Below are 26,254 nucleotides of genomic sequence, written 5' to 3' on the forward strand. Positions count from 1 at the left end.
CTAACCGACGAGGCATATCCATGAGACCCCCATCCATCGTCAGCGGTCTGGCATCGCTGCTGTTCGCCGCCGGCTCCCTTGCCACCCTGCCGGGACTCGCGCAGGCGAACGTTGCCAGCAACTTTCCGCAAAAGCCCATCCGCCTGGTCGTCACCTTTCCGGCAGGTGGCGGCACGGACGCGCTCGCCCGCGTGATCGGCACCGACATCAGCAAGTCGCTGGGCCAGCCCGTGGTCGTCGATAACCGCCCCGGCGCCAGCGGCAACATCGGCGCGGAATTCGTGGCCAAAAGCCCCGCGGACGGTTACACGCTGCTGATCGTCAACAGCAGCTTCGCCATCAACCCGAGCGTCTTCAAGAAGATGCAGTTCGATCCGAAGGCCGACTTCAGCGCCGTCATCTCGTTCGCCTCGGTGCCCTCCGTCATCGCGGTGCCGTACACGTCCAAGATCCGCACGTTCAACGAACTGCTGGCCGCGGGCAAGAGCGGCACGCCGCCGAGCTACGCGTCGTGCGGCAATGGCACGCCCCAGCACCTGGCCGGCGAGCTGCTGAAGATCTCCGCCAAGATGGACATGCTCCACGTCCCGTACAAGGGCTGCGCTCCGGCCATCGCCGATGTGCTCGGCGGCCAGGCCGACGTCAGCGTGAATACGCTGACCAATACCGTGCCCTACCTCAAGAGCAACAAGCTGCGCGCGCTGGCCGTGACCTCGCAGGCCCGTTCGCCGTTCCTGCCCGACGTGCCGACCGTCAGCGAACTCGGCGTACCCGGTTACGACGTCGATCAGTGGTTCGGCATCCTCGCGCCGGCGCACACGCCGCCAGAAGTCGTGCAGAAGCTCAACGCGGAGATCGCCAAGACGATCGCCAAACCCGAGATCAAGGCCTCGCTCGCGCAGCTCGGCTTTGCCACGGGCACGAGTACACCGGCAGAGTTCCAGAAGCTGGTGAGCAGCGATATCGACCGCTGGCAGAAGTTCGCGACGAAGATCAACCTGTTCGTCGACTGACGCACCGGGGCCGCGCCCAGGTTTCAGCAGGCAGATCCCCTACTTCCCGTTTTTCCGTATCGCCGCTACGCGGGCGCAAGCCAGCCCCCGTGAGAGCGCGTTCGTCCCTGCGTCCTGACGTTGCGTCGGGCGTTGCCGGCCTGCGCGCTTTTTTCGGGGCGGCGCCAACGATTTCGACCACCAGAACGCACATAACATGAGCCAATCCCGTACCTTCCTTCGACGTACCGCTCTTCGACACATCACGCTGGCAGCCATGACGCTGTGCGCGGCCCACGCGGCGCACGCGCAGTCGTCCATCACGCTCTACGGCGTGGCCGACGCCGGCATCGAGTACCTGACGCACGCCGACGCCAACAATCACAGCCTCGCCCGCATGACCTCCGGTAACCTGTCCGGCTCGCGCTGGGGCATGCGCGGCACGGAGGATCTCGGCGGCGGACTGCAGGCGCTCTTCGTGCTCGAAGGCGGCTTCGATATCGACAGCGGCACCGCTTCGCAAGGCGGCCGCATGTTCGGGCGCCAGGCCTTTACGGGGCTGTCGTCGCAATACGGCCGCGTCACGCTGGGCCGGCAGAACAATATCCTGTACGACATCCTGATCAACTACGACGCCATGGCCGTGTCGCCGCGCTACTCTATCTTCACGATGGATACGATGACGGCGGGGCGCTACGACAATGCCGCCAAGTATGTCGGCAAGTTCGGCGGCCTCACGGTCAGCGGCCTGTACTCGTTTGCGCGCGGCACCTCGCTTGCCGGCGGTGCGTTCGGCAGCGAGGTGCCTGGCAATCCGAAGAGCGACCGCGCCATGAGCGGCGGCCTGGAGTACAACGCGGGCAAGGTCGGCGTGACGGTGATCTACGACATGCAGCAGGGCACCAGCGGTCTGACCGGACAGAACCCGGCGCAGAAGGACCAGCGACTCGCCGTGGCCGGTACCTATACGTTCGCGAACGCCAAGCTGTTCGCGGGCTACCGCTGGCTCAATGGCAATATCGGCGCCACGGCCGCGCTGCCGTCCAAGCGCGCGGACCTGTTCTGGATCGGCGCCGGTTACCAGATCACTCCGGCGCTGTCGCTGAGCGGTGCCGGCTACCTGCTCAATGGCCGCAATGGCAACGGCGATGCATGGAGCGCGTCGATGTTGCTCGACTACGCGTTCTCCAAGCGTACCGATGTCTATGCGCAGGTCGCCTATATCCGCAATGACGATACGTCGCGCATCGGCCTCAACGGCCCCGCGACCGCGATCGGCCCGGCGGGCACGAACCAGCTGGGCGCGCTCGTCGGCATCCGCCACAAGTTCTGACAGAAAGGGGAACCTGCCACCGCAGCCGGTGGCAGGACGCAGAACGCCGGCTCAGACGGCCAGCAAGGACGCGCAGGCGCTGCGTACGGCCTCGGGCACGAACGGCGCCTGGGTAAAGCGGACGCCGGTCGCATCGAACAAGGCGTTGGCGATGGCCGGGGCACCAGGCAGCGACGCGGATTCGCCCGCGCCGAGCGGGCTTTCCTCCTGCCTCGGCATCAGCAGCACATGAATGGGCGGCAGTTCGGGAAACGTCGCGATCGGATAACTGCCCCACTCGCGGCTGGCCACCCCGCTGGCATCGAAGCGGACCTGCTCGCGCAGCACGCGGCTCAGGCTCTGCACCACATTGCCGTGGATTTGATGCCTTACACCGTCCGGATTGACCATCATCCCGGTGTCCTGCCCCACGTGCAACCGCGTCACCCGCACGTCTCCGGTGTCCGGGTGGACCTCCACATCGACGATCCACGCCGCCCATGCCGCGCCGAAACCGGGAAACTTGCTGTGGATATAGCGCGCGTAGGCCACGCCGCGCCCGCGCAGCAGGCCGTCGGCATCGGGCCTGCCGCGCGACCCGCGCGCGCCCTCGCGCCAGCCGGCGGCCCGCGCCAGCGCTTCGAGCAGTTCGCGCGCCCGGATATCGGGCAGATGCCGCAGGCGGAATGCCAGCGGATCGGCGCCGCATCGATCGGCCATCTCGTCGATAAACGACTCGTGCGCAAAGGTATTGGGCAGCGCGGAGACGCCCCGCAGCCACGCGGCCCGCGCGATGGCGGGCGTATCGTCGCACGCGACATCCAGCGATTCGAAGGCGTAGGCGGGCATCGCGGTGCGATCGCCCATCTCCAGCATGCGCGGGTCCGCCGGCACGCGGCCCGTGAGCAATAGCGCCAGCACCGGCGCATCGTTCGACGGATAGCGCGACACAAACTCGTAGGCCGTCAAGGCGCCATCGGCATCGGCGCTGCCGCGCACGTCCATCAGCTGCGCGGCGCCCTTGGGCTCCCACAGATGCTCCTGCTCGCGCGAAAGTTGCACGCGCACGGGCCGCCCGACGGCGCGCGCCAGCAGCACGGCGTCGGCACACACATCGTCGGCGCAGTTGCGCCCGTAGCAGCCGGCCGCCTCCATGCGGACGATCTCGATATTGCCTTCGTCGAGGCCCGTCAGCCGCGCCATATCGATACGGAGCACGTGCGGATTCTGCGTGCCCGACCAGATCGTCAGCCGGCCGTCTGTCCAGTCCGCCAGCGCGCACGACGGCCCGATCGAGCCGTGCATCTGATAAGGCCAGACGTAGCTGCGTTCGATGCGATGCGCGGCGGCGTCGAGGGCCGTGGCCGTGACACCGGTCTGCGCGAGCTGGCGCCGCTTGCCGGGCGCCGCGCGCAAGGCGGCCTCCGGCGCATTGAGATCGGGCAGCGGCGGCACGGGTTTCCAGCGGACCTTGAGCCGCCTCGCGGCCTCGATCGCCTGCTCCTCGCGCTCGGCCACCACGCCGATAAAGTCGCCTTCCACATGGATGCGGACCACGCCCGGCACGTCGGCAATCGACGTCTCGTCCACACCGATCAGGCTCGTGCCGACGAAATCGCCACAGTCGCGGCCCGCATACGGCGGACGCACGACACGGCCGTGCAGCATCCCCGGCACGCGCATGTCGTGCACGAAGGTCAGCTCGCCGGTCGCCTTGGCCGGAATATCGACGCGGGGCGCGCTGCGGCCCACCACGCGGTATTGATCGACGGGCCTGGTCTTGACGTCGTCGGCGAGCGGCAGTTCGACATGTTCGCCGGCGAGCAGCGCCGCGAGGTCGATGGGACCGCCGGCCGCCTTGTCCACGAGCCATGCGCGCGCCTGCGCCGCGGCGCGCCGCAGCGGCAGCGCCGAGATCTGGATCGAAGCGCTGGCGATCGTCGGCCCCTGGTTCGGTGTGGCCTCGGTATGGCCGAGCACCATCTTCACGGCCTCGGGCTCGACCTCGAGCTCTTCCGCCACGATCTGCGCAAGCGAAGTCCGGATGCCGGTGCCGAGGTCCACATGGCCGTTGAACGCGAGGATCTCGCCCGACGCGCGCAGCGCCACGAAGATGTCGGGCAGATCGGAAACGAAGCCGGAGGCCGCGCCCGGCTGGCCCGGCGAAGGACGCGGCGCGGCCGCCGCGGGACGCGTCACCAGCAATACGCCCGTCTCTCGAAACAACGCTTCACGCAGTGCGCGTGGGGTCTGTGACATCGCTCATCCTGATGGATTGCCCGGCTATACTCTGTTGCAAACTTCCGACCACGGCTCGAATGCCCAAAGACATCAAGCAGGCTTCAGTCCTACCCCCGGCCCGCCCCCCGGCGCGACCCGGTACCCGTGCCCGGCAGGCACAGGACACGCGCGCCAAGATCCTCAAGGCCGCGATCAAGGTCTTCGCCCAACGCGGTTACGACGGCGGACGCATCGAAGCGATCTCGACGCTCGCGAACACCTACGACCGCATGATCTATTACTACTTCGGCAGCAAGGAGAAGCTGTTTATCGAAGTACTGGAGACCATCTACCTCCAGCTCAACGAAGCCGAACAGAAGCTCGAACTGGATCCGGACAATCCAGTGCGGGCCCTGACGCAGCTCGTGGACTTCGTCTGGCAATACTATCTCGAGCATCCCGAGTTCGTGGCCATTCTCAACAGCGAGAACCTGAACCGCGCCCGGCATGCCCGCAAGTCCGAACGCCTGAGCGAGATCTCGGGCTACGCGCTGTCCGTCCTCGATGGCATCCTCACGCGCGGCATGGCGGCGGGTACGTTCCAGCCCGGACTCACGGCGCGCGACGTCTACCTGATCATCGCCTCGCTCGGCTACTTCTACAACTCCAACCACCACACGCTGAGCGCGTTCCTCGGCGAGCCCATCATGGGCGCCGAGGCCGTCGCCCACTGGCGCGACGTGATTCAGCGCACCGTGCTCAATGCCGTGTGCCACCGCGCCGACGTGCAGCCTTTCGAGGCGCCGCCGGCGGTGCGGCGGCCGCCGGGCCGCCCCCGCCGCGCGCAGCCGTGAGCTAGGCCGCCAGCGCCCCGGTGGCGCCACCGCTCGCACCGCCGCTCGCACCGATCCTGGCAAGGGCCTCGTCGCGCGCCATCACCATCGCGTACTTCTGTGCCATGTCGAACAGGTTGGCGTCGTGCGGGCCGATGGCACGGTCGCCCACACAATCGGACAGCACGAGCGGACGGAAACCGTAGGACATGGCATCCACCACGCTGGCACGCACGCAACCGCTGGTTACGCAGCCGGCCACGACCAGCGTCTGCACGCCGCGCTGCGCGAGCCAGGCCGCGAGCGACGTCCCGAAGAACGCCGACGGCACCGTCTTGCGCACCACGAGCTCGCCGGCGGCCGGCGCCAGTTGCGGCACGATCTGGCTCGCCGGACCATCCTCCTTCAGCGTCAGCATGCCCGGCACCTTCAGCGTGAAGATGTTGTGGTCCGCATCGTCGTCGGCAAAGACGATGCGGCTGTGGGCGACGGGCCAACCCATGCGCCGCGCCGTGGCCAGCAGCGGCTGCGTGTTGGCGATGGCTTCCGGAATATTGCCGCCGCCGAACACGGCCGGATCGGCGAAGCCGTTGACGAAATCGATGATCAGCAGGCCGTAAGGGGCCTTGAGGTCCATCGCCGTGCCAAAGCCCTGGCGGCGATAGGTCTGGACGTCTTCATGCATGTGCGGGCTCCTGATTCGTGTGTGCGACGCCGTCCACTGTGTCGTCCAGCACCTTGCCGGCGGCAACCACGGGCTCGCCATCCAGGCTGACCGTGCAGCGCCGCAGCGGCATATCGATATGGCACGCCGTGGTGCGGGTGCCGCCTGCCTCGTTGTTCGGGCCGAACGAGCACAGGAAGTTGCCCTCGAATGCGCGCGCATCCATGCCGATGGTGGCCTCGCGGTCGTACATCGCCAGCGTCGACCAGTGCGCGCGCGGCTGCAGCCCCCATCCGACATGCGACATCGCATACGACTCCGGATCGTTGAACGACGCCATGTATTCGGCGAGCAGCTCGGCATCGAGCCCGCCTTCGATGGCGGTGACGTAGCCGTTCTTCACGGTCACGTGGATGGGCTCCTGCACGTACGACTTCATCGGCAGCAGGATATCGCCGCGATCGAGCACGAGGTGCCCGTTGGTGCCGCCCTCGTTCGGCCAGGTCAGCACGAAGCCGCTCGGCCAGTGGTCCCAGCGGCCGGGCTCATCGACAAACCCATACTCGCTGATGGCCGGGAACTCGCCGAGCGCGCAATGGAGATCGGTACCCGCGTCGGACGTGATATGCATGGTCCGGGCGCGGGACAGCCGCGCGGTGGCGGCCTTCACGCGGGTGCGGTCGGCCTCCGTCGGCACGAGCCGGGCCAGTACTTCGGGCGGTTCGACGGCCAGCAGGATCTTGGTGCCGGTGGACAGAATCTCGTGCTGCTCGGGCGAGAACAGCAGTGTCATCAGGTCCAGCACCAGATCGCTGGCCTTGAGCGCGGCGATGGCCGCGGGGTTGCCCGTCAGCGGCGTGGTGCCGAGATAGGCCAGCGCATCGCGGCTCAGCGCCTTTTCGCCGTTGACGGGCGGCAGGTCGAGCCGGTTGACGATGGCGCCCATCGACTGCGCCGCCAGCAGCGCGGTGCGCAGCGTCTGCGGATGCGTGTCCGCACCGGTGAGCACCGTCACGGTCTGCCCCGATTCCAGTTTCGACAGCGTAAGGACCTGCTTCCACGCGCAGATCAGGTCGTAGTCACTGACAGCCATGCTTGGCTCCTTGCAGTTGAGTTTCAGCCCACCAGCGTGGCGCCGAGAAAATCGCCGAACGCCGCATAGAAGCCCGCTTCGTTGTCCCACGGGATCATATGGCCGGCATCGGGCACGCGCGTCTCCAGCAGCCCCGGGCGCAGCGCCTTCATTTCCTCGACATCGGCCGGCAGCACGACGTCGCCGCGCGCCGCCGTGATCAGCAGCGTCGGGACATTCACGCGCGGCAGATCGGCGTGGATATCGTCGGTATGAAACCCGTCGAAGCTCTGCAGCACCGCGCGCTCGTCGCAGGTATGCAGCCACTCGGCGCGCAGGCGGCGTTGTTCCTCGGTCCACGTCGGGCAGAACGGGCGCATGCCTTCGGCGTCCGTGCCCTGCACGGCAAGGCGAATCGAGTCGACATACCACGGCAGTTGCGCGGGATAGGCGCGCCGGCCCGGGCCCGACACGGGCGGGTCGATCATCACCAGCCGCGTCAGGCCGGCGGGCTGCGAGCGTGCCGCGCGCACGCCGATGCGGCCGCCCATCGAATGGCCGACGATCTGATAGCGCTTCAGGCCCAGTGCCTGCGCCAGCGCGATCACGTCCGCGGCCTGCGCATCGAGGCTGTAGTCGAGCGTATCGCCGGCCGACGACAATCCGCGGCCGCGCACGTCGAGCACGTAGGTATCGAAATGCGCACCGAGGCGCTCGCCCACGAAGCCCCACGTGATGGCGGGGCTCGTGATGCCCGGAATCAGAATGACCGCGTCGCGCCCGGCGCGCGCGCCCTCGGTGCCGCCGTACCGCAGGTAATGCTGGCGAATGCCGTTGGCCTGCACATTGGCGCCATAGAGAAACGTACTCATGCTGGCTCTCCTGTTCAATAGGCGCCCGACAGCAGCGTGCCGCCACCCGGCACCACCGCTTCGAGGTCCAGTTCCTTCAGCAGCGCGTACGTGGTGGCGATGGCCGCGGTGATCACGGGCTTGCCCGTCATCGCCTCGACTTTCTCCACCACGGGCAGCGACGGCATCTGGACGCACGCCGACAGCACCACGGCATCCACGTCCTTCGTGTTCATCGACGCCACGATGGCGGGCAGGCGCGACGGATCGTGCCGGCCGACTTCCAGGTTGTCCGGAATCTCGAGCGCGCGCCACTCGACGACCTCGAAGCCTTCGTGCTGGATGTAATCGACCACGAGCTCGGTCAGCGGCTTCATGTACGGCGCCACCAGCGCGATGCGCTTCGCACCGATCACCTTGAGCGCATTGACCAGCGCGCCGGCGCTCGTCACGACCGGCGCGGTACCGCCGTTCTCCGCCGTACGCGACTTCAGGCGGGTTTCCGAGGTGCGATGGTAGCCACGCCCCATCGACATGATGGCCACCAGGCAGGCATAGCCCAGCACGTCCACGCGGGCATCGCTGAGTTCCAGCGCGCAGCGGTCGGACTCGCCGTCCATCGCCGCGAGTTCCTCTTTCTTGACCGTCTTCATGCGCATGCGGCTCGAATGGAACGTGAAGCGCTCCGGACGCACGAGCTGGCGGGCGGCCAACATGGCCGGGATCTCGGTTTCCATGGTGGTGTTGGAACTCGGCACGATCTGCCCGATGCGGAAAACTTTCTGCACTTGTGACTCCGTTGAACTTTGTCTTGTCTACCCACCCGCCTCGCTGCACGGGACGCATGGCGCACTGGACGGCGCCCTTCCGAAAATTCTAGTGTACACACCTTATTTTTACAACACACTTTTCAAGGCCACGGAAAGCACTCGTTCAGTGCATTCTGAATGAATGAATCCCCGCTTTGACGCATTATTGCGCCAATTTGCGGCATCGAATTAAACACGCCACATGGAAATCAGGGTTTTCACTAGATCATCGAAAGTCGGCTTTACTTGAAAAAGTATGGTGTGTACACTCGATTTCACAGTGACAGACCAACTCAGGAGAGACGTCGTGCAACGGAATACGCGAATTGCGGTGATCGGTGCGGGCCTGGGCGGGACGGCGGCAGCCGCCCTGCTCCAGCGCGAGGGATTCAATGTGAAGCTGTACGAGCAGGCCCCCGGCTTCTCGCGCCTGGGTGCCGGCATCCACGTCGGGCCGAACGTGATGAAGATCCTGCGCCGCATCGGCATCGAAGACGCCATGAACGCAATGGGTTGCCATCCCGACTACTGGTACAGCCGCGACTGGAAGACCGCGGAGGTCGTTGCGCAGATTCCGCTTGGCGACTACGCGCTCTCCCACTACGGCGCGAGCTACCTGACCGTGCACCGCGGCGACTTTCACGCGCTGATGACCGAAGCGGTGGAACCGAGCCGCCTCGTGTTCAACAAGAAGCTCGATCGCGTGGAAGACCTCGGCGACGTGGTCAAGCTGACCTTTACCGACGGCACCGTCGAAGACGCCGATATCGTGATCGGCGCGGACGGCGTGAACTCCCGCATCCGCGAGCATCTGCTGGGCGCGGAGCCGCCGAAGTACACGGGCTACGTGGCGCACCGCGCGGTGTTCCCGATCTCGCGCGTCAAGGGCTATACCCACGACCGCTGCACCAAATGGTGGTCGGACGACCGACACATGATGGTGTACTTCGACACCAGCAAGCTCGACGAGATCTATTACGTGACGGGCGTGCCCGAGCCGGAATGGGACATGAGCAAGAGCTGGGTGCCGAGCAGCATCGAGGAAATGCGCGCCGCCTTCGACGGGTGGCACCAGGGCGTGCAGTCGCTGATCGAGGGCACGGTCGAGGTCACCAAGTGGCCGCTGCTGGAACGCGATCCGCTGCCGCTGTGGAGCCGTGGCCGGCTGGTGCTGCTGGGCGATGCATGCCATCCGATGAAGCCGCATATGGCGCAGGGCGCCGCGATGGCCATCGAGGACGCGGCGATGCTGACGCGCTGCTTCGTCGAGGCGGGCCTCAAGGATCACGCTTACACGTTCTCGCTCTACGAGGCGAATCGCGCCGAACGCGCGGGCCGCGTGCAGAAGGTATCGCATGACAACACCTGGCTGCGGACGAACGAGAACCCCGACTGGTGCTTTGGCTACGACGTGTTCTCGGTGCCGCTGCGCGATCCCGCCACGCGTGCCGTGCCCGCGGCTGCCTGAACCGCGTTTATGACCGCGCCCCGCCCCCTTCTGTTGCGCGTCAACCGGCAATCGCACGATGTCTGTGTGGATCCGCGCACGCCATTGCTCTACATCCTGCGCAACGATCTGGCCTGCAATGGCCCGAAGTACGGCTGCGGGCTCGGTCAGTGCGGGGCGTGCACGGTGCTGATCGACGGGGTGGCGGCACGCTCGTGCATCGTGCCGGCAAGCGCGGCCGAAGGGCGGGCCGTGACCACGCTTGAAGGATTGGGCACCAGCGCCGCGCCCGATCCGGTGCAGCGGGCCTTTATCGAGGAGCAGGCCGCGCAGTGCGGCTACTGCCTCAACGGCATGATCATGAGCACCAAGGCGTTGCTGGCCGTGAACCCCGCGCCGACCGAGGGCGAGATTCGCGAGGCGCTGCGCTTCAACCTGTGCCGGTGCGGGACTCATGTCGAGATTCTGCGCGCGGTGCAGCGCGCGGCCGAACTCCAGCAGCAGGATGCCGCGGCAAGCGAACGCGAGGCGCTCCGATGAACGCCCGCACGCAGGACGCCTTGCATGTGCCCGTGCCGGCGGCGACGCTGTTCGGCCACGTCGTCCGGCCGGCCGGCGGACTGGGTCGCCTGCTCGGCTACGACGCCGACGCAGCGCGTCGGTGGGAAGGCAGCCTCGAAGGGAACGTCGAAAGTACGATCGACGTGATCGTGCGCGGCGATTTCCTTGCCGTGGTGGCGACGTCGCCGGAACATGCCGCGGCGGCAGCCCGCGCGCTGCGTCCCAGGTGGGCGCTCGCCGAGCCAGCACCCGCTGTCACGCGTGTGCGGCAGGTCGCGATGCATGGCGACGCCGACGCTGCGTTGGCGCCGGACGGCGAGGCCGTGTACCGGTGGCCGCTGATCGCCCCGCGTGCCGATGCAAGCGGCACCGCCACCGCGCACTGGCACGACGGGACCATGACCGTCTGGCTGGCGACAGCACAGACAAGCGCCCTGCGACTGGAAGTGGCGGCGCTGCTGGGCGTGACCGCGGCACAGGTATCGATCGTCTGCGATCCCGATCCGCCCGCCGGACATGACGATTTCTGCGCGCGCCAGGCTGCGGCCGACGCGGCCCTGCTCGCGCATGCCGCCGGCCGGCCGGTGCGCGTGACCTTCCGCGCCGACCCCGACGCTTTCTCCCCCAGGCTGACGCTTGCCGTGCGCAGCGCGATCGATCCGGCATCGGCCTACCGTATTACCGCATCCGCCACGCCGGATGCCAATCTTCCGATCGCCCTGCTGCAGACGGGCACCACGGTGCCGTTCGCCGATGACGCGCGGATCGATGGCGCGCGGATCGATGACGCGCAGATCGATGGCACGCTGGTGCCGCCCTACGCGACCGACCATCTCGCGGTTTCGGCGGCATTGCCCCTCGACGTACCCGCGGGCGTCGCGGCCCGCGGCCATGTGTTCGCGCACGAGTCCGAGCTCGACGCACTGGCCGTGCGATCGCGGATGGACCCGGTGGCGCTGCGGCTCCAGTGGCTCGACGACAGCACCGGCACCCAGCTGATCGAGCGCGTGGCGGCCCAGTCCGGCTGGCGGGGACCGTTGCAGGGACATCGGCGGGCCGGCGACGGCATCCGGCGCGGACGCGGCTTTGCCTATGCGCGCGCGATCGATATCGACAATGGCCGGCCCACGCAAACGTGGTCGGCATGGGTGGCCGATGTCGAGGTGGATGCCCGTACCGGCGATATCAGCGTGACGCGTGTGACGGTCGGGCACGAGCGCGAGGACCATGCCGCGCCGGCGCCTGCCCGGCCCACCGCGCTGCGGGACGACATTACCGCCGCCACGCGGCAGCTGACACGGGGCGGCGCGAGCCACGACGACTGGGGATGGAATCCCGCCTCCGAAGCGCGCGACGCGATGGCCCTCGCCACGCATGCGCCGACGCGTGCGGTGGCCCCCCAGACGCAGGTCAATATCGTAGGCGCGCTCGCGGGCGGCGCCTCGGCCACGCTGCCCGCGGCCGCCGCCGTGGCCAACGCGATTCACGATGCCACGGGCATTCGCCTGCGCGAGCCACCGTTCAGCGCCGGCGAGATTCGGCGCGGGCTCGCTGCCGAGGGTATCGATGACGGTCTCGCCCGAGGCGCCTCACGCAAGCGCCGCTGGCTGCTGGCCGCACTCGCGCCCGTCACCGCGCTGGCGGGATTATTCGTCACGATCATGCCGTGGCGCGCCCCCATCGCACCGGTAGCGCCGCCAGTACCCGGCTTCTATTCGGCCGCGACCATCGAACGGGGCCGCCTGGTTGCCGCCGCGGGCGACTGCGCGGTCTGCCACACCGCCCCCGGCGGCACGCGCAATGCCGGCGGCCTTGCCCTCGACACGCCCTTCGGCACGGTGTACAGCACCAATATCACGCCCGATGTCGAGACCGGCATCGGCAACTGGTCGTTCGCGGCATTCGAGCGCGCCATGCGCGAAGGCATCCATCGCGACGGCCGCCACCTGTACCCCGCTTTCCCATACACGGCGTTCGCCAAGGTCAGCGATGCCGATATGCAGGCGCTCTACGCCTATCTGATGTCGGCCGAGCCCGTGGTATCGCGCCCGCCGGAAACGAAGCTCGCGTTCCCGTTCAATATGCGCCCTTCGCTGGCCGGCTGGAACGCGATCTTCCACCGCAACGCACCGTTCGAGCCCGTGGCCGAGCGCTCCGCCCTCTGGAATCGTGGCGCCTATCTCGCCGAAGGGCTCGGGCATTGCAGCGCCTGCCATTCGCCGCGCAATGCGCTCGGCGGCGAGAAAGGCGGCAAGGCCTACCTGACCGGCGGCATGGCCGAGGGATGGGAAGCGCCAGCCCTGACTGCGCTGTCGACGTCGCCCGTGCCGTGGACCGAAGACGATCTGTTCCAGTACCTGCGGACCGGGTACGCGGCGCGGCACGGCGCCGCCGCGGGGCCGATGGCGCCCGTGGTGGAGAGCCTGCGCGAACTCCCGGAGAGCGACGTGCGGGCCATTGCGCACTATGTGGCATCGTTCAGCGCCCCCGCCATTGCCGACGCCGCGCCACCGCCCGCTGAACAGGTGCGCGCCATCGAAGCGCGCGCCGATGCGCAGGCGCTGAAGCTTTCCGGCAGCATGGGCCGCCTCTATCAGGCCGCCTGCGCGGTGTGCCATCAGGGCAATACCGGCGTGCCGCAGTTCGGCGTCAAACCCTCGCTGGCGCTGAACACGAATCTGCACAGCGCGCGCCCCGACAATGTGATTCAGGCCGTGATGCATGGCATCTCCGCCCCGCCGCATGCCGGCATCGGCTATATGCCCGGCTTTGCCGACAGCCTGGACGACGAACAAGTGAGTGGACTGGTGCATTACCTGCGCGCGCGATTCGCGCCCGACGCGCCCGCCTGGACCGGCGTGGAAGACGCCGTCGCGCGCATCCGCAGCCAGCCCTCGCACTGACACGCAGCATCATTCAGAATCGATAGATAAAAGTCGATCGCACGCCAGCTGGCGCGGACCTTGCACCGAAAAAAAGGCCGCCCAGTTCGGTGATATCTCGGGTATACAAACGAAGGCGAACACAGGATAAGGAGCGAAGATGCACTCCCCGTATCAAGACAGCGCGGCTGCCCTGCCCCCGGGTCTATCCCACTCGGGCTCCGCCACCACCGACGCGCGCGATGGCGCGCAATCGTCGGCCTCTCGTCCATCGGCGTCCGGCAGCGTGTCGCTGGAGACCGGCATTCGCGCGGCCGGCGTCGGCAAGTTTCAATACCGGCTGTTCGTGATTTTCGGGCTCGTATGGCTGGCCGATGCCATGCAGGTCCTGTCGATCGGCTTCAGTGCCCCCTCGATCGCCAAGACGTTCGGCATCACCGTGCCGCAGGCGTTGCAGACGGGCACGTTCTTCTTCGTCGGCATGCTGATCGGCGCCTTCGTGTTCGGCCGCCTGGCGGACCGCATCGGCCGCCGTCCCGTGCTCATGATGGCCGTCGTCATCGACGCGCTGTGTGGCGTCGCCTCGGCCTTCGTTCCCGAGTTCACATGGCTGCTGGTGCTGCGCTTCCTGACGGGCGTCGGCGTGGGCGGCACGCTGCCCGTGGATTACACGATGATGGCCGAGTTCCTGCCGAGCGACCGCCGCGGCCGCTGGCTGGTGCTGCTGGAATCGTTCTGGGCCATCGGCACCATCTGCCTCGCGCTGCTGGCGCTCGCCGCGCTGTCCTACGGCGATCAGGCATGGCGCGTGATCTTCCTCGTGACGGGCGTCCCCGCGCTGATCGGCGTCGTGCTTCGCTTCTATATTCCCGAGTCGCCGATGTTCCTGAACCGCAGCGGACGATCGGACGAAGCGCGCAAGGTGCTCGAGCGCGTGGCAAGGGTCAACGGCAGCAAGCACGAGATTCCCCCGCTGCAATCGGAGCGCGCCGAACCCAAGTCCGTGTTCGCGCTGTTCTCCGGCAGCTTCCGCCGCCGCAGCCTCGCGCTGCTGGTCGCCTGGGCGCTGATCTCCATCGCCTACTACGGCGTGTTCGTGTACCTGCCGATCAAGCTCAGCGCCGAAGGGTTCGCGTTCATGCGCGGACAGGTATTCCTCGTGCTGCTGGCTATCGTGCAGCTGCCGGGGTTCGCACTCTCCGCCTACGGCGTGGAACGCTGGGGCCGCAAACCCACGCTGATCGGCTTCCTCGTCCTCAGCGCGGCCGGCTGCATGCTCTACAGCCTGGGCACCTCGCCCGCGGTGGTCATCGGCTCCACGCTGCTGATGAGCTTCTCTTTGCTGGGCACATGGGGCGCGCTCTACGCGTTCACCCCCGAGGTCTATCCGACCGACCTGCGCGCAACAGGCATGGGCACGGCCGGCGCGGTGGCCCGCTTCGGCGGCCTGTTCGCACCGGCGATCATCGCACCGGTCATGGCCACGCACTTCACGCTGGCACTGGCGATGATCTCCACGATGCTGCTGGTGGGGGCGTTTGCGATCGGGGCGGTGAACGTGGAGTCGAAGGATCGCGCGCTGGACTGAGGGTATTAACGCCCCGCCGAGGCCCGCGCGGCCGGTTCCGCCAGCGATGCCTCCACCACCTTCAGCACCTCGCGCGCGGTGTTCTCCGAATGCTCGCGCAGGATCTTCGCCAGCCGGGGCCGGCCCTGCTCCCGCAGGGCTTCCATGATCGCCTCGTGTTCCGCGTGCGATTCCTGCCAGCGCAGCATGTCCGCATTGGCCGCGCCGCGTGCGCGGTGCACCTTGCTCATCAGCGTCGCATAGATGCCCGACAGCACCGCGTTCGCCGCGCTGTCCACGATGAGCTGATGAATCTCCTGATTGATCCGGAAGTAGTCGGTGCGCTTGCCGGCCGCGTGCGCGTCGACCATCGCCTGATGGCGGCGCTCGATCTTCGCGAGCGCGGCATCGCTCATCCGCCCGGAGATCAGTTCGCCCGCGTGCGCCTCCAGCCCGTGTAGCGTTTCGAACGTTGCGCGCAGTTCATCGAGGTCGAGCGGTGCCACGCGATAGCCGATGTACTGGCGATGCAGCACCAGCCCTTCCGAGACCAGGATCTTGAGCGCTTCACGCAACGGCGTCTTGGAAACGTCGAACGCCTCGCAGAACGCTTTCTCGTCGATGCGCACACCCGGCGGGAGTTCGCCTTCCTGAATCATCGTGCGCATGCGCGCCGCGATTTCGGCGGACATGCCCAGTGTGCGGAGGCGGGCGGTTTTGGGGAGGACTTGTGTCACTGACGTCACCAGATAGGGGAATCTGCACCAGATGGGAGACTAACATAACCAACTTGGTGTTTACACTACTCCAATACAATACCTATATAAATCAATCACTTCTCGTCGTTGTAATTACAGATTACGTATCCTATACTCGCTTCCAGTTGCGCGACACCCCCCACCGACATGCCTCGACAACGCAGCACCCAAGGAGCTAGGAGACCCGCAATGCCATCCACCAGCCAGGCCGCCACGATGACGGCCACGCGCAGCAGCGTCCGATGGAAGATCTTCCTGATGATGCTATTCCTCATCGCCATCAACTACATCGACCGCGCCTCGTTGTCGGTCGCCATGCCGCTGATTGCCAAGGAATTCGACCTGAGCCCCACCATGCAGGGGCTGATCCTCAGCTCGTTCTTCTGGACCTATGCCTTGATGCAGGTGCCCGGCGGCATGCTCGCCGACAAGTACAAGCCGCGCATCGTGATTGCCTGCGCGACCGTGTTCTGGGGCGCATTCCAGGCGCTGGCCGCGGTCTGCACCACGGCCACCACGCTGCTGCTCACGCGTCTGGGCCTCGGTGCCGCGGAAGCGCCGATCTATCCGGCCGGCGGCAAGCTCAATGCCATCTGGATGACGCAGAACGAGCGCGGCCGCGGTGCCACGCTGCTCGATGGCGGCGCGCCGCTGGGCGCGGCACTCGGCGCCATCATCATCACGTGGCTGATCTCCGCGCTCGGCTCGTGGCGCCTGGCGTTCGTCGTGGCGGGCGTGGGCACGGTCATCGCCGGCATCGTCGCGTGGCGCTATATCCGCAACTCGCCGCGCGAACACGCCGGCGTGAACGAACTGGAAGCGCGCTATATCGAGGAGGCGCAAGCCAGCGAGCATCGCGCCGAGCCGTCCAACCTGTCGGGCCGTTCGCTCGACTTCTTCAAGTACCGCTCGGTCTGGTGCATGGCCATCGGCTGGATGTGCTTCAACACCGTGTTCTACGGCCTGCTGACCTGGATGCCGAACTACCTGAACAAGGTGCACGGATTCGATATCAAGGCCATGGGCGGCGCGAGCTTCATCATCTTCTTCTGCGGCTTCGTCGGTGAACTCATCGGCGGCTGGATCGCCGACAAGTGGAAGGAGGCCGGCGGCCGTCCCAACGTCGTGATGCGCACCCTGTTCGGCATCGCCGCCGTGGTGGCCACGGTCTCGATCTTCTCGGTGGCCTACGTGACCAACCCCGTCGTGGTGGTGGCCCTGCTCTCTTCCACGCTGTTCTTCCTGCGCTGGTGCGGCCTGTTCTGGTGCATTCCGTCGATCCTCGGCACGCGCAACAAGATCGGCTTTCTGGGCGGCGTGATGAACCTAGGCGGCAATATCGGCGGCATCAGCGTGCCGATCATCGTGGGCATGATCGTGCAGTTCACGGGCTCCTACTTCCTGGCGCTGATGTTCTTTGCCGCCGCGGGCGTGGGTCTGCTGCTGTCGTCCACGGCCATCGACTACGAGACGAAGCTGCCGGTCTGAGCGCGGAGGACACCATCATGAAATCGTTGACGATCATCGCCACGGCCGCGCTGTTTGCACTGGGCACCCCGCTGGCACAGGCCGCACCGGCTGCGGCTGGCATTCCCACCGCGCAGCCGGAAGCCGTCGGCGTGGACTCCGCGAAACTGGTCGCGCTGTCCGAATGGATCCGCCGCGACAAGCTCGACGTCCGCAGCCTGCTCGTCATCAAGGACGGCAAGCTCGTCTTCGAGCGCTACAGCGACGGACTGGGCCGCGACTACAACCACGAGTTGTACTCCGTCACCAAGTTCATCAGCGCGCTGCTGGTCGGCACGCTGGTCGGCGACGGCAGGCTCAGCGCGACCGATGCGCCGGCCACGCGGCTGGCGGCGGCCCGCCCCGACCTCGCGCCGTCGCTGGCGGACAAGCAGCAGATTCAGCTGAGGCACCTGATGTCGATGGCCAGCGGGCTGTCGTACAAGCTCGTCGAAGGTACCGACACGCTCTATTACGGTGTGCCCGATCGCCTCAAGGTGGCGGCCTCCGCGAGCGTGCGCACCGCGCCGGGCACCGAGTTCGACTATATCGACGTGAACCCCGTGCTCGTGGGTGCGACGATCAGCCAGGTGACCGGCATGCCGGAGCAGCAGTATGCGGCCAGGCGCCTGTTCGAACCGCTCGGCATGTCCCACTACCGCTGGGACGGGGCCGACGGCAAGGGCGCCGTGTCTGGCGGATGGGGCCTGCGGCTGCGTTCGATCGATATGGCGCGGCTGGGCCTGCTGATGCTGAACCAGGGCCGCTGGAACGGCCAGCAGATCGTGCCGGCCGCGTGGGTCGCGCAGATGACCACGCCGTCCGGCCCCGCACGGGACTATGGCTACTACTGCTGGGTCAACAACATCGTGCAGAGCGAACGCGAGTTCAGCGCGATGGGTTACAAGGGCCAGTTCATCACCGTACTGCCGAAGCAGAACGCCGTGATCGTGATGAACAGCATCATGTCCACGCAGGGCGGCCTGCGCGACGCCAGATATCTGGACTTGTATCGCCAGATGGTCAACGACTACGTGCTGCCCGCGCTGCAGGCGGGCAGTCACGGCACCGTCAAGCCCGATGCGGCACGGCAGGCGGCATTAAAGAAGGAACTCGAGCTCGCGCGCAATACGCAGGGTGTACCCGGCACCCAGCTCGCCTTCAACGACAAGCCCGAACGATAAAAAACCATATCACTCCTGAGATCCCAAACATGAGCAAGCAGATTCGCCTCGGCATGCTGACGCCCTCTTCCAATACCGCGCTGGAGCCGATTACCAGCGCAATGGTCAGCAGCCTGCCCAATGTCAGCGTGCATTTCTCGCGCTTTACCGTCACCGAGATTTCGTTGCGTGACCAGGCACTGGGACAGTTCGACCTCGAGAAGATCCTGACGGCCGCCCAGTTGCTGGCCGATGCCCGCGTGGATGTCATCGCGTGGAACGGCACATCGTCGGGCTGGCTCGGCTTCGAGCGGGACCGCGCGCTGTGCAAGCAGATTACCGAAGCCACGGGGATTCCGGCGACCACGTCGGTGCTGGCGCTGAACGAGATTCTCGAGAAGACGGGCGCGCGCCGATTCGGCCTGGCCACGCCTTACCTCGATGACGTGCAGCAACGCATCGTCGCCAACTACGCGCGCAGCGGCTTCGACTGCTCGGCGGAGCGGCACCTCGGCCTCCATGTGAACTACAGCTTTGCCGAGGTGCGGGAAGACACCATCCGCGACATGGTGCGCGCGCTGGCCCGAGAGAACGTACAGGCCATCACCACCTTCTGCACCAACCTGCACGCGGCGCATCTGGCCGAGGCGCTCGAGGCCGAGACGGGCGTGCCGCTGTACGACACGATCTCCACGGTCGTATGGAGTTCGCTGCGGCTGGCCGGCGTGGATACGCGCGCGCTGCAGGGCTGGGGCCGCCTGTTCCGCGAAGTCGTGTAACGCGCTGGAGGGATGACCATGTCCGCAGACAACAACCTCGACCTCGTGATCCGCAATGCCGACGTGGTCACCGCATCGGACCGCTTCCGCTGCGACATTGGCGTGCGCGGCGGCAAGATCGTGGCGCTGGGCCATGGGCTGCCCGCCGCGCGGCAGGACGTCGATGCCACGGGGCTGCTCGCGCTGCCCGGCGGCGTCGATGGCCATTGCCATCTGGACCAGCCGATGCCCGACGGCCTGCGCATGGCCGACGACTTTTTCACGGGCACGCGCGCGGCCGTGTGCGGCGGCACGACCACCGTGATCCCGTTTGCCGCGCAGGAGAAAGGCCACTCGCTCAAGGCCGCGGTGGCCGACTACCATCGCCGCGCCGACGGCCGCGCGGTCATCGATTACGCGTTTCACCTGATCGTTGCCGATCCCACCCCCACCGTGCTGCAGGATGAACTGCCGTCGCTGATCCGGCAGGGCTATAGCTCGTTCAAGGTCTACATGACCTACGACGACCTCAAGCTGTCGGACCGCGAGATGCTGGAAGTGCTGGACGTGGCGCGCCAGAACGGCGCGCTGGTCATGGTGCATGCCGAGAACGCGGACTGTATCTCGTGGCTCACCGACAAGCTGGTCGGCGAGGGCCGCATCGCGCCGCGCTTTCACGGGCTAGCCCGGCCCGCCGTGGTCGAACGCGAGGCCACGCATCGCGCGATCTCGTTCGCCGAACTGGTCGATGTGCCGATCCTGATCGTGCATGTGTCGGGCAAGGAGGCCATCGAGCAGATCCGCTGGGCGCAGGGCCGCGGGCTGAAGATCCTCGCGGAGACCTGCCCGCAATACCTGTATCTGACGGCGGAGGACATGGGGCTGCCGGGCGACGATGGCTATGAAGGGGCCAAGTGTGTCTGCAGCCCGCCGCCGCGAGACCCGGAGAACCAGGCCGCGGTCTGGCGTGCGCTGGCCAATGGCGTGTTCAGCGTGTTCTCGTCGGACCATGCACCTTTCCGCTACGACGATCCGCAGGGGAAGAAACTCGGCGGCACCGCGCAGTCGTTCGACCATATTCCCAACGGTGTGCCGGGCATCGAGACGCGCCTGCCGTTGCTGTTCGATGGCGTGCGGCGCGGCAAGCTGTCGCTGCACCAGTTCGTGGAACTGACCGCGTACCGGCCCGCGAAGCTCTATGGGCTGTACCCGCGCAAGGGCACGATCGCCATCGGCGCCGATGCGGACATCGTGCTGTGGGATCCCGCGCGCAAGGTGCGCATCGCCAACGAGAACCTCCATCACGCGGTGGACTATACGCCGTACGAGGGGATCGAGGTCACCGGCTGGCCGATGACCACGTTCTCGCGCGGGGAGATGATCGTGCGCAATGGCGAATATCTGGAACCGTCCGCCGGTCGCGGCAAATTCCTCGAGGCCGGACAGCCGGAAATCTGAACCATGAACCTTCTGATCGTCAATCCGAATATCAGCACGTCGGTGACCGACCTGATCCACGCGGAAGCGCAGCGGACGGCGTCGCCCGATACCCGCATCACGATGGCTACCGCCAGCTTCGGCGTGGCCTATATCGAGACGCGCTTCGAAGCGCTGGTCGGCGGCTACGCCACGGCCTGCGCCGCCGCCGAACACGCGGGCACATTCGACGGCCTGATCGTGGCCGCCTTCGGCGACCCGGGTCTGGCCGGGCTCAAGGAACTGTTCGACGTCCCCGTCGTGGGCATGACCGAAGCCGCGCTGGCGAGCGCCTGCCTGCTGGGGCAACGCTTCTCGATCATCGCCATCTCCCACCGCATCCAGTCGTGGTACCGCGAATGCGTGGCGGCCAACGGACTCGCATCGCGGCTGGCGAGCATTCGATCGCTGCAGACACCGCTGCGCGACATCGGCAGCGTGCAGCAAGACCACGCCGCACGCCTGGAAGCGCTGAGCCTGCAGGCCGTACGCGAAGACGGCGCCGACGTCATCATCGTGGCAGGCGCCCCGCTGGCGGGGCTGGCGCGTTCGTTACAGGGGAAGATTCCGGTGCCGGTGGTGGACGGGGTCAGCAGCGCGGTGCGTCACTGCGAGTCGCTGGTGGCGCTACGGCCCGGCACGGCCCGCGAAGGCAGTTTCTCCGCGCCGCCGCAGAAGGCGAATACGGGCTTGCATCCGGCGGTGGCACGACTGCTTGGACCTGAGCATCGGCCATAGCGCACACGACGCCCGTCGCCATCGGCCAGGGTCAGAACTTGATGACCGCCTTGATGCAGCCGTCGTGCTTCTCCCGGAACGTCTTGTACATCTCCGGCCCCTGCTCGATGCCGATGCGGTGCGTGATGACGAACGTCGGATCGATCTCGCCCGACAGGATGCGTTGAAGCAGATCGTCGGTCCAGCGGTTGACGTGCGTCTGCCCCGTGCGAACGGTCAGGCCCTTGTTCATCAGCGCACCCATCGGAATCTTGTCGACGAAGCCACCGTAGACGCCCGGAATCGACAGGATGCCCGCGGGACGGCAGCAGTAGATCATTTCGCGTAACACGTGCGGGCGATCGGACTCGAGCATGACCGCCTGCTTCACGCGGTCGTAGACCGAGTCCAGCGATGCCGTCGCATGGGCTTCGAGACCCACCGCATCGATGCACTTGTCCGGGCCCTTGCCGCCAGTCTGCTCGTTCAACGCCTCGACGATATTCACGGTATCGAAATTGAGCGGCGTTGCCCCCAGCGACTCGGCCATGGCCAGCCGCTCCGGCACGCGATCGATCGCGATGACCCGTTGCGCGCCCATCAGCTTCGCGCTGAGAATCGCGAACTGACCCACGGGGCCCGCGCCCCAGATCGCCACCACGTCGTCCGGCTGGATATCGCACTGCGCGGCCGCCTGCCAGCCGGTGGGCAGGATATCGCCAAGGAACAGTACCGACTCGTCGCTGACGCCATCTGGAATCTTGACGGGGGCGACGTCCGCATACGGCACGCGCACATACTCCGCCTGCCCGCCCGCATAGCCGCCGGTCAGATGCGTGTAGCCGAACAGCCCGGCGGTACTGTGGCCGAACACCTTGTCGCCGGTTGCCTTGTTGCGGTTGGTGCGCTCACATACCGAGAAGTTGCCACGCCGGCATTGATCGCACTCCCCACAGATGATCGTGAACGGCACGACCACGCGGTCTCCCACCCGCAAACGCTTGTTCTCCGAGCCCACCTCGACCACTTCGCCCATGAATTCGTGACCCATCACGTCACCCTTCTCCATGCCCGGCACAAAGCCGTCATAGAGATGCAGATCCGAACCGCAGATCGCGCAACTGGTCGTTCTGATGATCGCGTCTCGCGGATGCTCGATCTTGGGGTCGGGAACGTTGTCGCAGCGAATGTCGTGTTTTCCGTGCCAGCAGAGCGCTTTCATTTGTATCTCCGGTCGTCCGATCGTAGGGGTGATCGCAGGCGTCCCATTCGTGGAGCATCGATCATGCCCGACGGAAAACGAATGCTATAGGCGACATCGCCCCCGCATTCGCTCGCCAAAGCGCGCAATAAAGGCGTGGGCTATCGGCCAGATTTACATCTTGCCGGGCGCTCCCGCAAAGAACGCGCACGCTGGAAGCGTGGAACGAAGGTTGCTCTTGTCCGGGATTGCCAACCTGCGGAGACGATCGCCATGCCGAACGGCAACAAGCTCAAAGAGTACAAGCATGCTTCGGGGGGCTGGGGCTCGCTGAGGGCCGTTGCCGAAGTCCTCGTGCGCGAGCATGCGACGCTGCAAGGCAGCCGCATTCTCATGCGCCAGAACAAACCCGACGGACATATGTGCGTCAGCTGTTCATGGGCAAAGCCGAAAGATCCGCATACGTTCGAGTTCTGCGAGAACGGCGCGAAGGCAACGGCGTGGGACCTGACGGACAAACGCGTCGATCCGGACTTCTTCGCGTCGCATACGGTCACGGAACTCGAAACATGGCATGACCACGAGCTCGAGGAAGCCGGCCGCGTCACGTCACCGATGCGATGGAACGCGGAGACCGACCGGTACGAACCGGTCGACTGGGACGCCGCGTTCGAGGAAATCGGACGCGAACTTCGCGCCATCGCGCCGGCCGCCGCCGCGCTCTATACGTCCGGCCGCGCGTCGCTGGAGACGGCTTACATGTACCAGCTGTTCGCACGGATGTACGGTACGAACAACCTGCCGGACAGCTCGAACATGTGCCACGAAAGTACGTCGGTCGCGCTGACGGCGGCGATCGGCGTCGGCGTGGGAACCATCACGCTCGACGACTTCGAGAAGACCGACCTGATGTTCTTCTTTGGGCAGAACGTCGGCACCAACAGCCCGCGGATGCTTCATCAGCTTCAGGATGCGCGCCGCCGCGGCGTGCCGATCATCACGTTCAATCCGATCCGTGAGCCCGGCCTCGTGAGTTTCGTCAACCCGCAGTCTCCGGGCGAGATGCTGACGCCGGGCGCCACGCAGATCAGTACGCAATACCATCAGGTGAAGGCAGGCGGCGATCTCGCCGCGATCACCGGCCTCTGCAAGGCACTGCTGGAGGCGGACACCCTCAGCGTGGGCGAAGGACGCGGCAGTCTGCTGGATCGGGACTTCATCGATCGGCATACCGTGGGCTTTCAGGCGTTTGCGCAGTTCGTCCGGCGTACCGATTGGGCGGAGATCGAGCGGGAAAGCGGCCTCGCGCGCGCCGCGCTCGAGGGCGCCGCGGCCGCATATGCCCGCGCCAACGCGGTCATCGCGCATTTCGGCATGGGGTTGACCCAGCATCGGACCGGTGTGGAGAACGTGCGCATGGTGACGAACCTCCTGCTCTTGCGCGGCAATATCGGCAAACCCGGTGCCGGGCCGTCGCCTGTGCGTGGCCATTCGAATGTCCAGGGGCAGCGAACCGTCGGCATTACCGAAAAGCCGGAACTCGCGCCCCTCGACAAGCTCGCCGCCCAATACGCATTCGAGCCACCAAGGGAAAAGGGATTGGACACTGTCGGCATGTGCCGCGGCATCATGGATGGAGACATCCGCGCCGTCATGCAGCTCGGCGGCAATCTCGTGCGCTCGGTACCCGACCGGTACGCGTTCGAACCCGCCTGGCGAAAGCTTCGCCTGACGGTCGGGATTACCACCAAACTCAATCGCAGCCACCTCGTGCACGGTGCCGTGTCTTATATCCTGCCCTGCCTCAGCCGCATCGAAAGCGACGTTCGGCCTCATGGGCCGCAAGCCGTTTCCATCGAAGACAGCACGGGCTGCATGCATGGCTCCCGCGGCAGCGCCACGCCCGCGGGCCCCGACCTGCGCTCCGAACAGCAGATCGTTGCGGGCATCGCGCGCGCGACGCTCGGCGAGGACACGGCGGTGCCATGGACCGATTGGGAGAACGACTACGCGCTGATCCGCGATGCCATCGCGGAGACCTATCCCGACATCTTTCATGACTTCAATGCGCGCATGTGGACGCCGGGCGGGTTTCACCGGCCACTTCCGGCGCGCGATCGGCAGTGGAAAACAAAAAGCGGAAAGGCCGAGTTCCTTGCGCCGGAATCCCTCTGCGAAGATCCCGACATGCAGGCGATGGATGCGACGACGCTTCGGCTGTTCACCCTGCGCAGCGATGACCAGTTCAATACGACGATCTATTCGCTCGATGACCGCTTTCGCGGCATCAAGGGGACGCGCATGGTCGTCCTCATGAACCCGATGGATATCGATCGCCTCGGCCTCGCGGCTGGCCAGCATGTTTGCCTGGAAGCGGTCGCGGACGATGGCGTCGAGCGGCGCGTGAATGGACTGGAGGTCGTGGCGTTCGATCTACCGGCGGGATGCGTTGCCGGTTATTTCCCCGAATGCAATCCGCTTGTTCCGCTATGGCATCACGCAAGGGAAAGCCATGTCCCCGCTGTGAAATCGATTCCCGTCAGGATAGTGGAAGCCAACCCGGCGTATGCGGATCCACCCATCGAATGATCGGCCGATCGGCTGATCGACCGATCCCGATGCGCGCATGCAGGCGATATATTCCAAGCCTTTCGGCTCCGGATTTCCATGCGCGCCACTGCCCCCCACATCGCCCTCTATGAACGTATGGGCGAGAGAACGACCCAGCCGTTTGCGCTGCAGGTCCTCGAAGGACTGGGACCGATTGCCGGTCGGTCCGTCATCGATATTGCCGCCGGCACCGGTGGGCTCGCCGTCGCCGCCGCGGAACGAGGCGCCGTCGTGACGGCGACCGATATCCATCCCGCGATGGTCCAACGCGCCGCGGAGCGGTTGCGATCGTTCGCCGGCTGTCATGCGCAGGCGGAAGACTGCCGGGCGCTGACGATGACCGATGCGCAGTTCGATATCGCGATATCCATGTTCGGCGTTCTGGCCTTTGCGCACTGGCGGCAGGGGATTGCCGAAATGGCGCGCGTCACCCGTCGTGGCGGCCAGATCGCGCTTGCCATGTGGACACACGGTGGCGACTGTTCACCCGCGCATGTCCTGCGACGCATATTCCATCGCGAATTTCCACAGAAGACGTTGTGGCCGTCAGACCTGTTTCCGCTGTTCACGGAGGATGCATTGGCCGCCAGCGTGACGGAGGCAGGCGTCGCGAGTGTCGAGGTTCACGTAGCAACGGCGGAATGGCATCCGTTCTCTTCCGCCGACGTGGTGAACGAATGCGACCCGATGTTCAGAAGCTTCCCCGGCTACGCCGCACTCGATGCTGACGAAGCGGCGACCCTGCGCGCGTCTCTCGAGCAGGCGTTCCAGGGCTATGCGGACGACCACGGCATTATCCGCCTGCCCACGCGCGCGTTCATCCTGCATGGCCGAAAACCGTGATCGTCCGCCGAG

General features: G+C 66.3%; 21 protein-coding genes. 14 read left to right on the forward strand and 7 right to left on the reverse strand.

Annotated elements, in window-relative coordinates; translation table 11 throughout:
- Positions 1-20 precede the first annotated feature (20 nt).
- Together FOB72_RS21895 and FOB72_RS21900 are read left to right on the forward strand one after the other, a co-directional pair.
- Positions 21-1,013, forward strand: coding sequence for a tripartite tricarboxylate transporter substrate binding protein (locus tag FOB72_RS21895; RefSeq protein ID WP_150374809.1), 993 nt, complete (start codon positions 21-23; stop codon positions 1,011-1,013).
- Between the two features lie 196 nt (positions 1,014-1,209).
- Positions 1,210-2,325 (forward strand): porin, encoded by a 1,116-nt coding sequence (locus FOB72_RS21900; protein ID WP_150374810.1) that lies wholly within the window; start codon positions 1,210-1,212, stop codon positions 2,323-2,325.
- 51 nt (positions 2,326-2,376) lie between these two features.
- On the opposite strand, the gene FOB72_RS21905 is transcribed toward FOB72_RS21900, so the two are convergent.
- Positions 2,377-4,563 carry a xanthine dehydrogenase family protein molybdopterin-binding subunit gene (locus tag FOB72_RS21905; protein WP_150374811.1) on the reverse strand — a complete coding sequence of 729 codons (2,187 nt, stop codon included), beginning with the start codon at positions 4,561-4,563 and terminating at the stop codon, positions 2,377-2,379.
- Between the two features lie 59 nt (positions 4,564-4,622).
- Here FOB72_RS21905 and FOB72_RS21910 point away from each other — a divergent pair, with 59 nt between their 5' ends.
- Positions 4,623-5,378 (forward strand): TetR/AcrR family transcriptional regulator, encoded by a 756-nt coding sequence (locus FOB72_RS21910; protein WP_150374812.1) that lies wholly within the window; start codon positions 4,623-4,625, stop codon positions 5,376-5,378.
- Position 5,379: 1 nt separating this feature from the next.
- Here FOB72_RS21910 and FOB72_RS21915 read toward each other — a convergent pair whose 3' ends face one another.
- The 4 genes from FOB72_RS21915 to FOB72_RS21930 are packed head-to-tail and all read right to left on the reverse strand — an operon-like array spanning position 5,380 to position 8,732.
- Positions 5,380-6,042, reverse strand: coding sequence for an N-carbamoylsarcosine amidohydrolase (locus tag FOB72_RS21915; protein WP_150374813.1), 663 nt, complete (start codon positions 6,040-6,042; stop codon positions 5,380-5,382).
- Positions 6,035-7,114 carry a 2,5-dihydroxypyridine 5,6-dioxygenase gene (locus FOB72_RS21920; protein WP_150374814.1) on the reverse strand — a complete coding sequence of 360 codons (1,080 nt, stop codon included), beginning with the start codon at positions 7,112-7,114 and terminating at the stop codon, positions 6,035-6,037. Before FOB72_RS21920 ends, FOB72_RS21915 begins: the two co-directional genes overlap by 8 nt.
- Before the next feature lie 23 nt (positions 7,115-7,137).
- Complete coding sequence (locus FOB72_RS21925) at positions 7,138-7,965, reverse strand: alpha/beta fold hydrolase (RefSeq protein ID WP_150374815.1); 828 nt, start codon at positions 7,963-7,965, stop codon at positions 7,138-7,140.
- Positions 7,966-7,979: 14 nt separating this feature from the next.
- A complete protein-coding gene (locus FOB72_RS21930) occupies positions 7,980-8,732 on the reverse strand; it encodes an Asp/Glu racemase (protein WP_150374816.1) in 753 nt (250 codons plus the stop codon).
- Between the two features lie 328 nt (positions 8,733-9,060).
- On the opposite strand from FOB72_RS21930, the gene FOB72_RS21935 reads away from it, so the two are divergent.
- The 4 genes from FOB72_RS21935 to FOB72_RS21950 all read left to right on the forward strand — a co-directional run bounded on the left by FOB72_RS21935 (position 9,061) and on the right by FOB72_RS21950 (position 15,231).
- A complete protein-coding gene (locus FOB72_RS21935; RefSeq protein WP_150374817.1) occupies positions 9,061-10,221 on the forward strand; it encodes an FAD-dependent monooxygenase in 1,161 nt (386 codons plus the stop codon).
- A 9-nt stretch (positions 10,222-10,230) separates the two neighbouring features.
- On the forward strand, positions 10,231-10,740 hold the full coding sequence (locus tag FOB72_RS21940) for a (2Fe-2S)-binding protein (RefSeq protein WP_150374818.1): 510 nt from the start codon (positions 10,231-10,233) through the stop codon (positions 10,738-10,740).
- Complete coding sequence (locus FOB72_RS21945; protein ID WP_150374819.1) at positions 10,737-13,664, forward strand: c-type cytochrome; 2,928 nt, start codon at positions 10,737-10,739, stop codon at positions 13,662-13,664. Before FOB72_RS21940 ends, FOB72_RS21945 begins: the two co-directional genes overlap by 4 nt.
- Before the next feature lie 271 nt (positions 13,665-13,935).
- Entirely contained in the window at positions 13,936-15,231 is a 1,296-nt protein-coding gene (locus tag FOB72_RS21950; RefSeq protein ID WP_223851852.1) for an MFS transporter, read from the forward strand.
- A 5-nt stretch (positions 15,232-15,236) separates the two neighbouring features.
- Here FOB72_RS21950 and FOB72_RS21955 read toward each other — a convergent pair whose 3' ends face one another.
- Positions 15,237-15,902, reverse strand: coding sequence for a GntR family transcriptional regulator (locus FOB72_RS21955; protein WP_223851742.1), 666 nt, complete (start codon positions 15,900-15,902; stop codon positions 15,237-15,239).
- A gap of 255 nt (positions 15,903-16,157) precedes the next feature.
- Between FOB72_RS21955 and FOB72_RS21960 the strand changes: the two genes are divergently transcribed.
- From FOB72_RS21960 to FOB72_RS21980, 5 genes are read left to right on the forward strand one after another with little or no spacing between them, the layout of a single operon-like run.
- Positions 16,158-17,456: an MFS transporter gene (locus tag FOB72_RS21960; protein ID WP_150374822.1), complete on the forward strand. Its 1,299-nt coding sequence runs from the start codon at positions 16,158-16,160 to the stop codon at positions 17,454-17,456.
- Between the two features lie 17 nt (positions 17,457-17,473).
- The gene (locus FOB72_RS21965; protein ID WP_150374823.1) at positions 17,474-18,658 is read left to right on the forward strand and encodes a serine hydrolase domain-containing protein; all 1,185 of its coding nucleotides are present in this window, start codon (positions 17,474-17,476) and stop codon (positions 18,656-18,658) included.
- 29 nt (positions 18,659-18,687) lie between these two features.
- A complete protein-coding gene (locus FOB72_RS21970; RefSeq protein WP_150374824.1) occupies positions 18,688-19,416 on the forward strand; it encodes an aspartate/glutamate racemase family protein in 729 nt (242 codons plus the stop codon).
- 18 nt (positions 19,417-19,434) lie between these two features.
- Positions 19,435-20,853, forward strand: a complete 1,419-nt coding sequence (hydA, locus tag FOB72_RS21975) for a dihydropyrimidinase (RefSeq protein WP_150374825.1) — start codon at positions 19,435-19,437, stop codon at positions 20,851-20,853.
- Between the two features lie 3 nt (positions 20,854-20,856).
- Positions 20,857-21,609: an aspartate/glutamate racemase family protein gene (locus FOB72_RS21980; RefSeq protein WP_150374826.1), complete on the forward strand. Its 753-nt coding sequence runs from the start codon at positions 20,857-20,859 to the stop codon at positions 21,607-21,609.
- A 31-nt stretch (positions 21,610-21,640) separates the two neighbouring features.
- Here FOB72_RS21980 and FOB72_RS21985 read toward each other — a convergent pair whose 3' ends face one another.
- Positions 21,641-22,810, reverse strand: coding sequence for a zinc-dependent alcohol dehydrogenase (locus tag FOB72_RS21985; protein WP_150374827.1), 1,170 nt, complete (start codon positions 22,808-22,810; stop codon positions 21,641-21,643).
- Between the two features lie 252 nt (positions 22,811-23,062).
- Between FOB72_RS21985 and FOB72_RS21990 the strand changes: the two genes are divergently transcribed.
- A complete protein-coding gene (locus tag FOB72_RS21990; protein WP_150374828.1) occupies positions 23,063-25,378 on the forward strand; it encodes an FdhF/YdeP family oxidoreductase in 2,316 nt (771 codons plus the stop codon).
- A 78-nt stretch (positions 25,379-25,456) separates the two neighbouring features.
- Positions 25,457-26,242: a class I SAM-dependent methyltransferase gene (locus FOB72_RS21995; protein ID WP_150374829.1), complete on the forward strand. Its 786-nt coding sequence runs from the start codon at positions 25,457-25,459 to the stop codon at positions 26,240-26,242.
- The last annotated feature ends 12 nt before the right edge of the window (positions 26,243-26,254 follow it).

It is taken from the genome of Cupriavidus pauculus (genome assembly GCF_008693385.1).
Lineage (GTDB): Bacteria > Pseudomonadota > Gammaproteobacteria > Burkholderiales > Burkholderiaceae > Cupriavidus > Cupriavidus pauculus_D.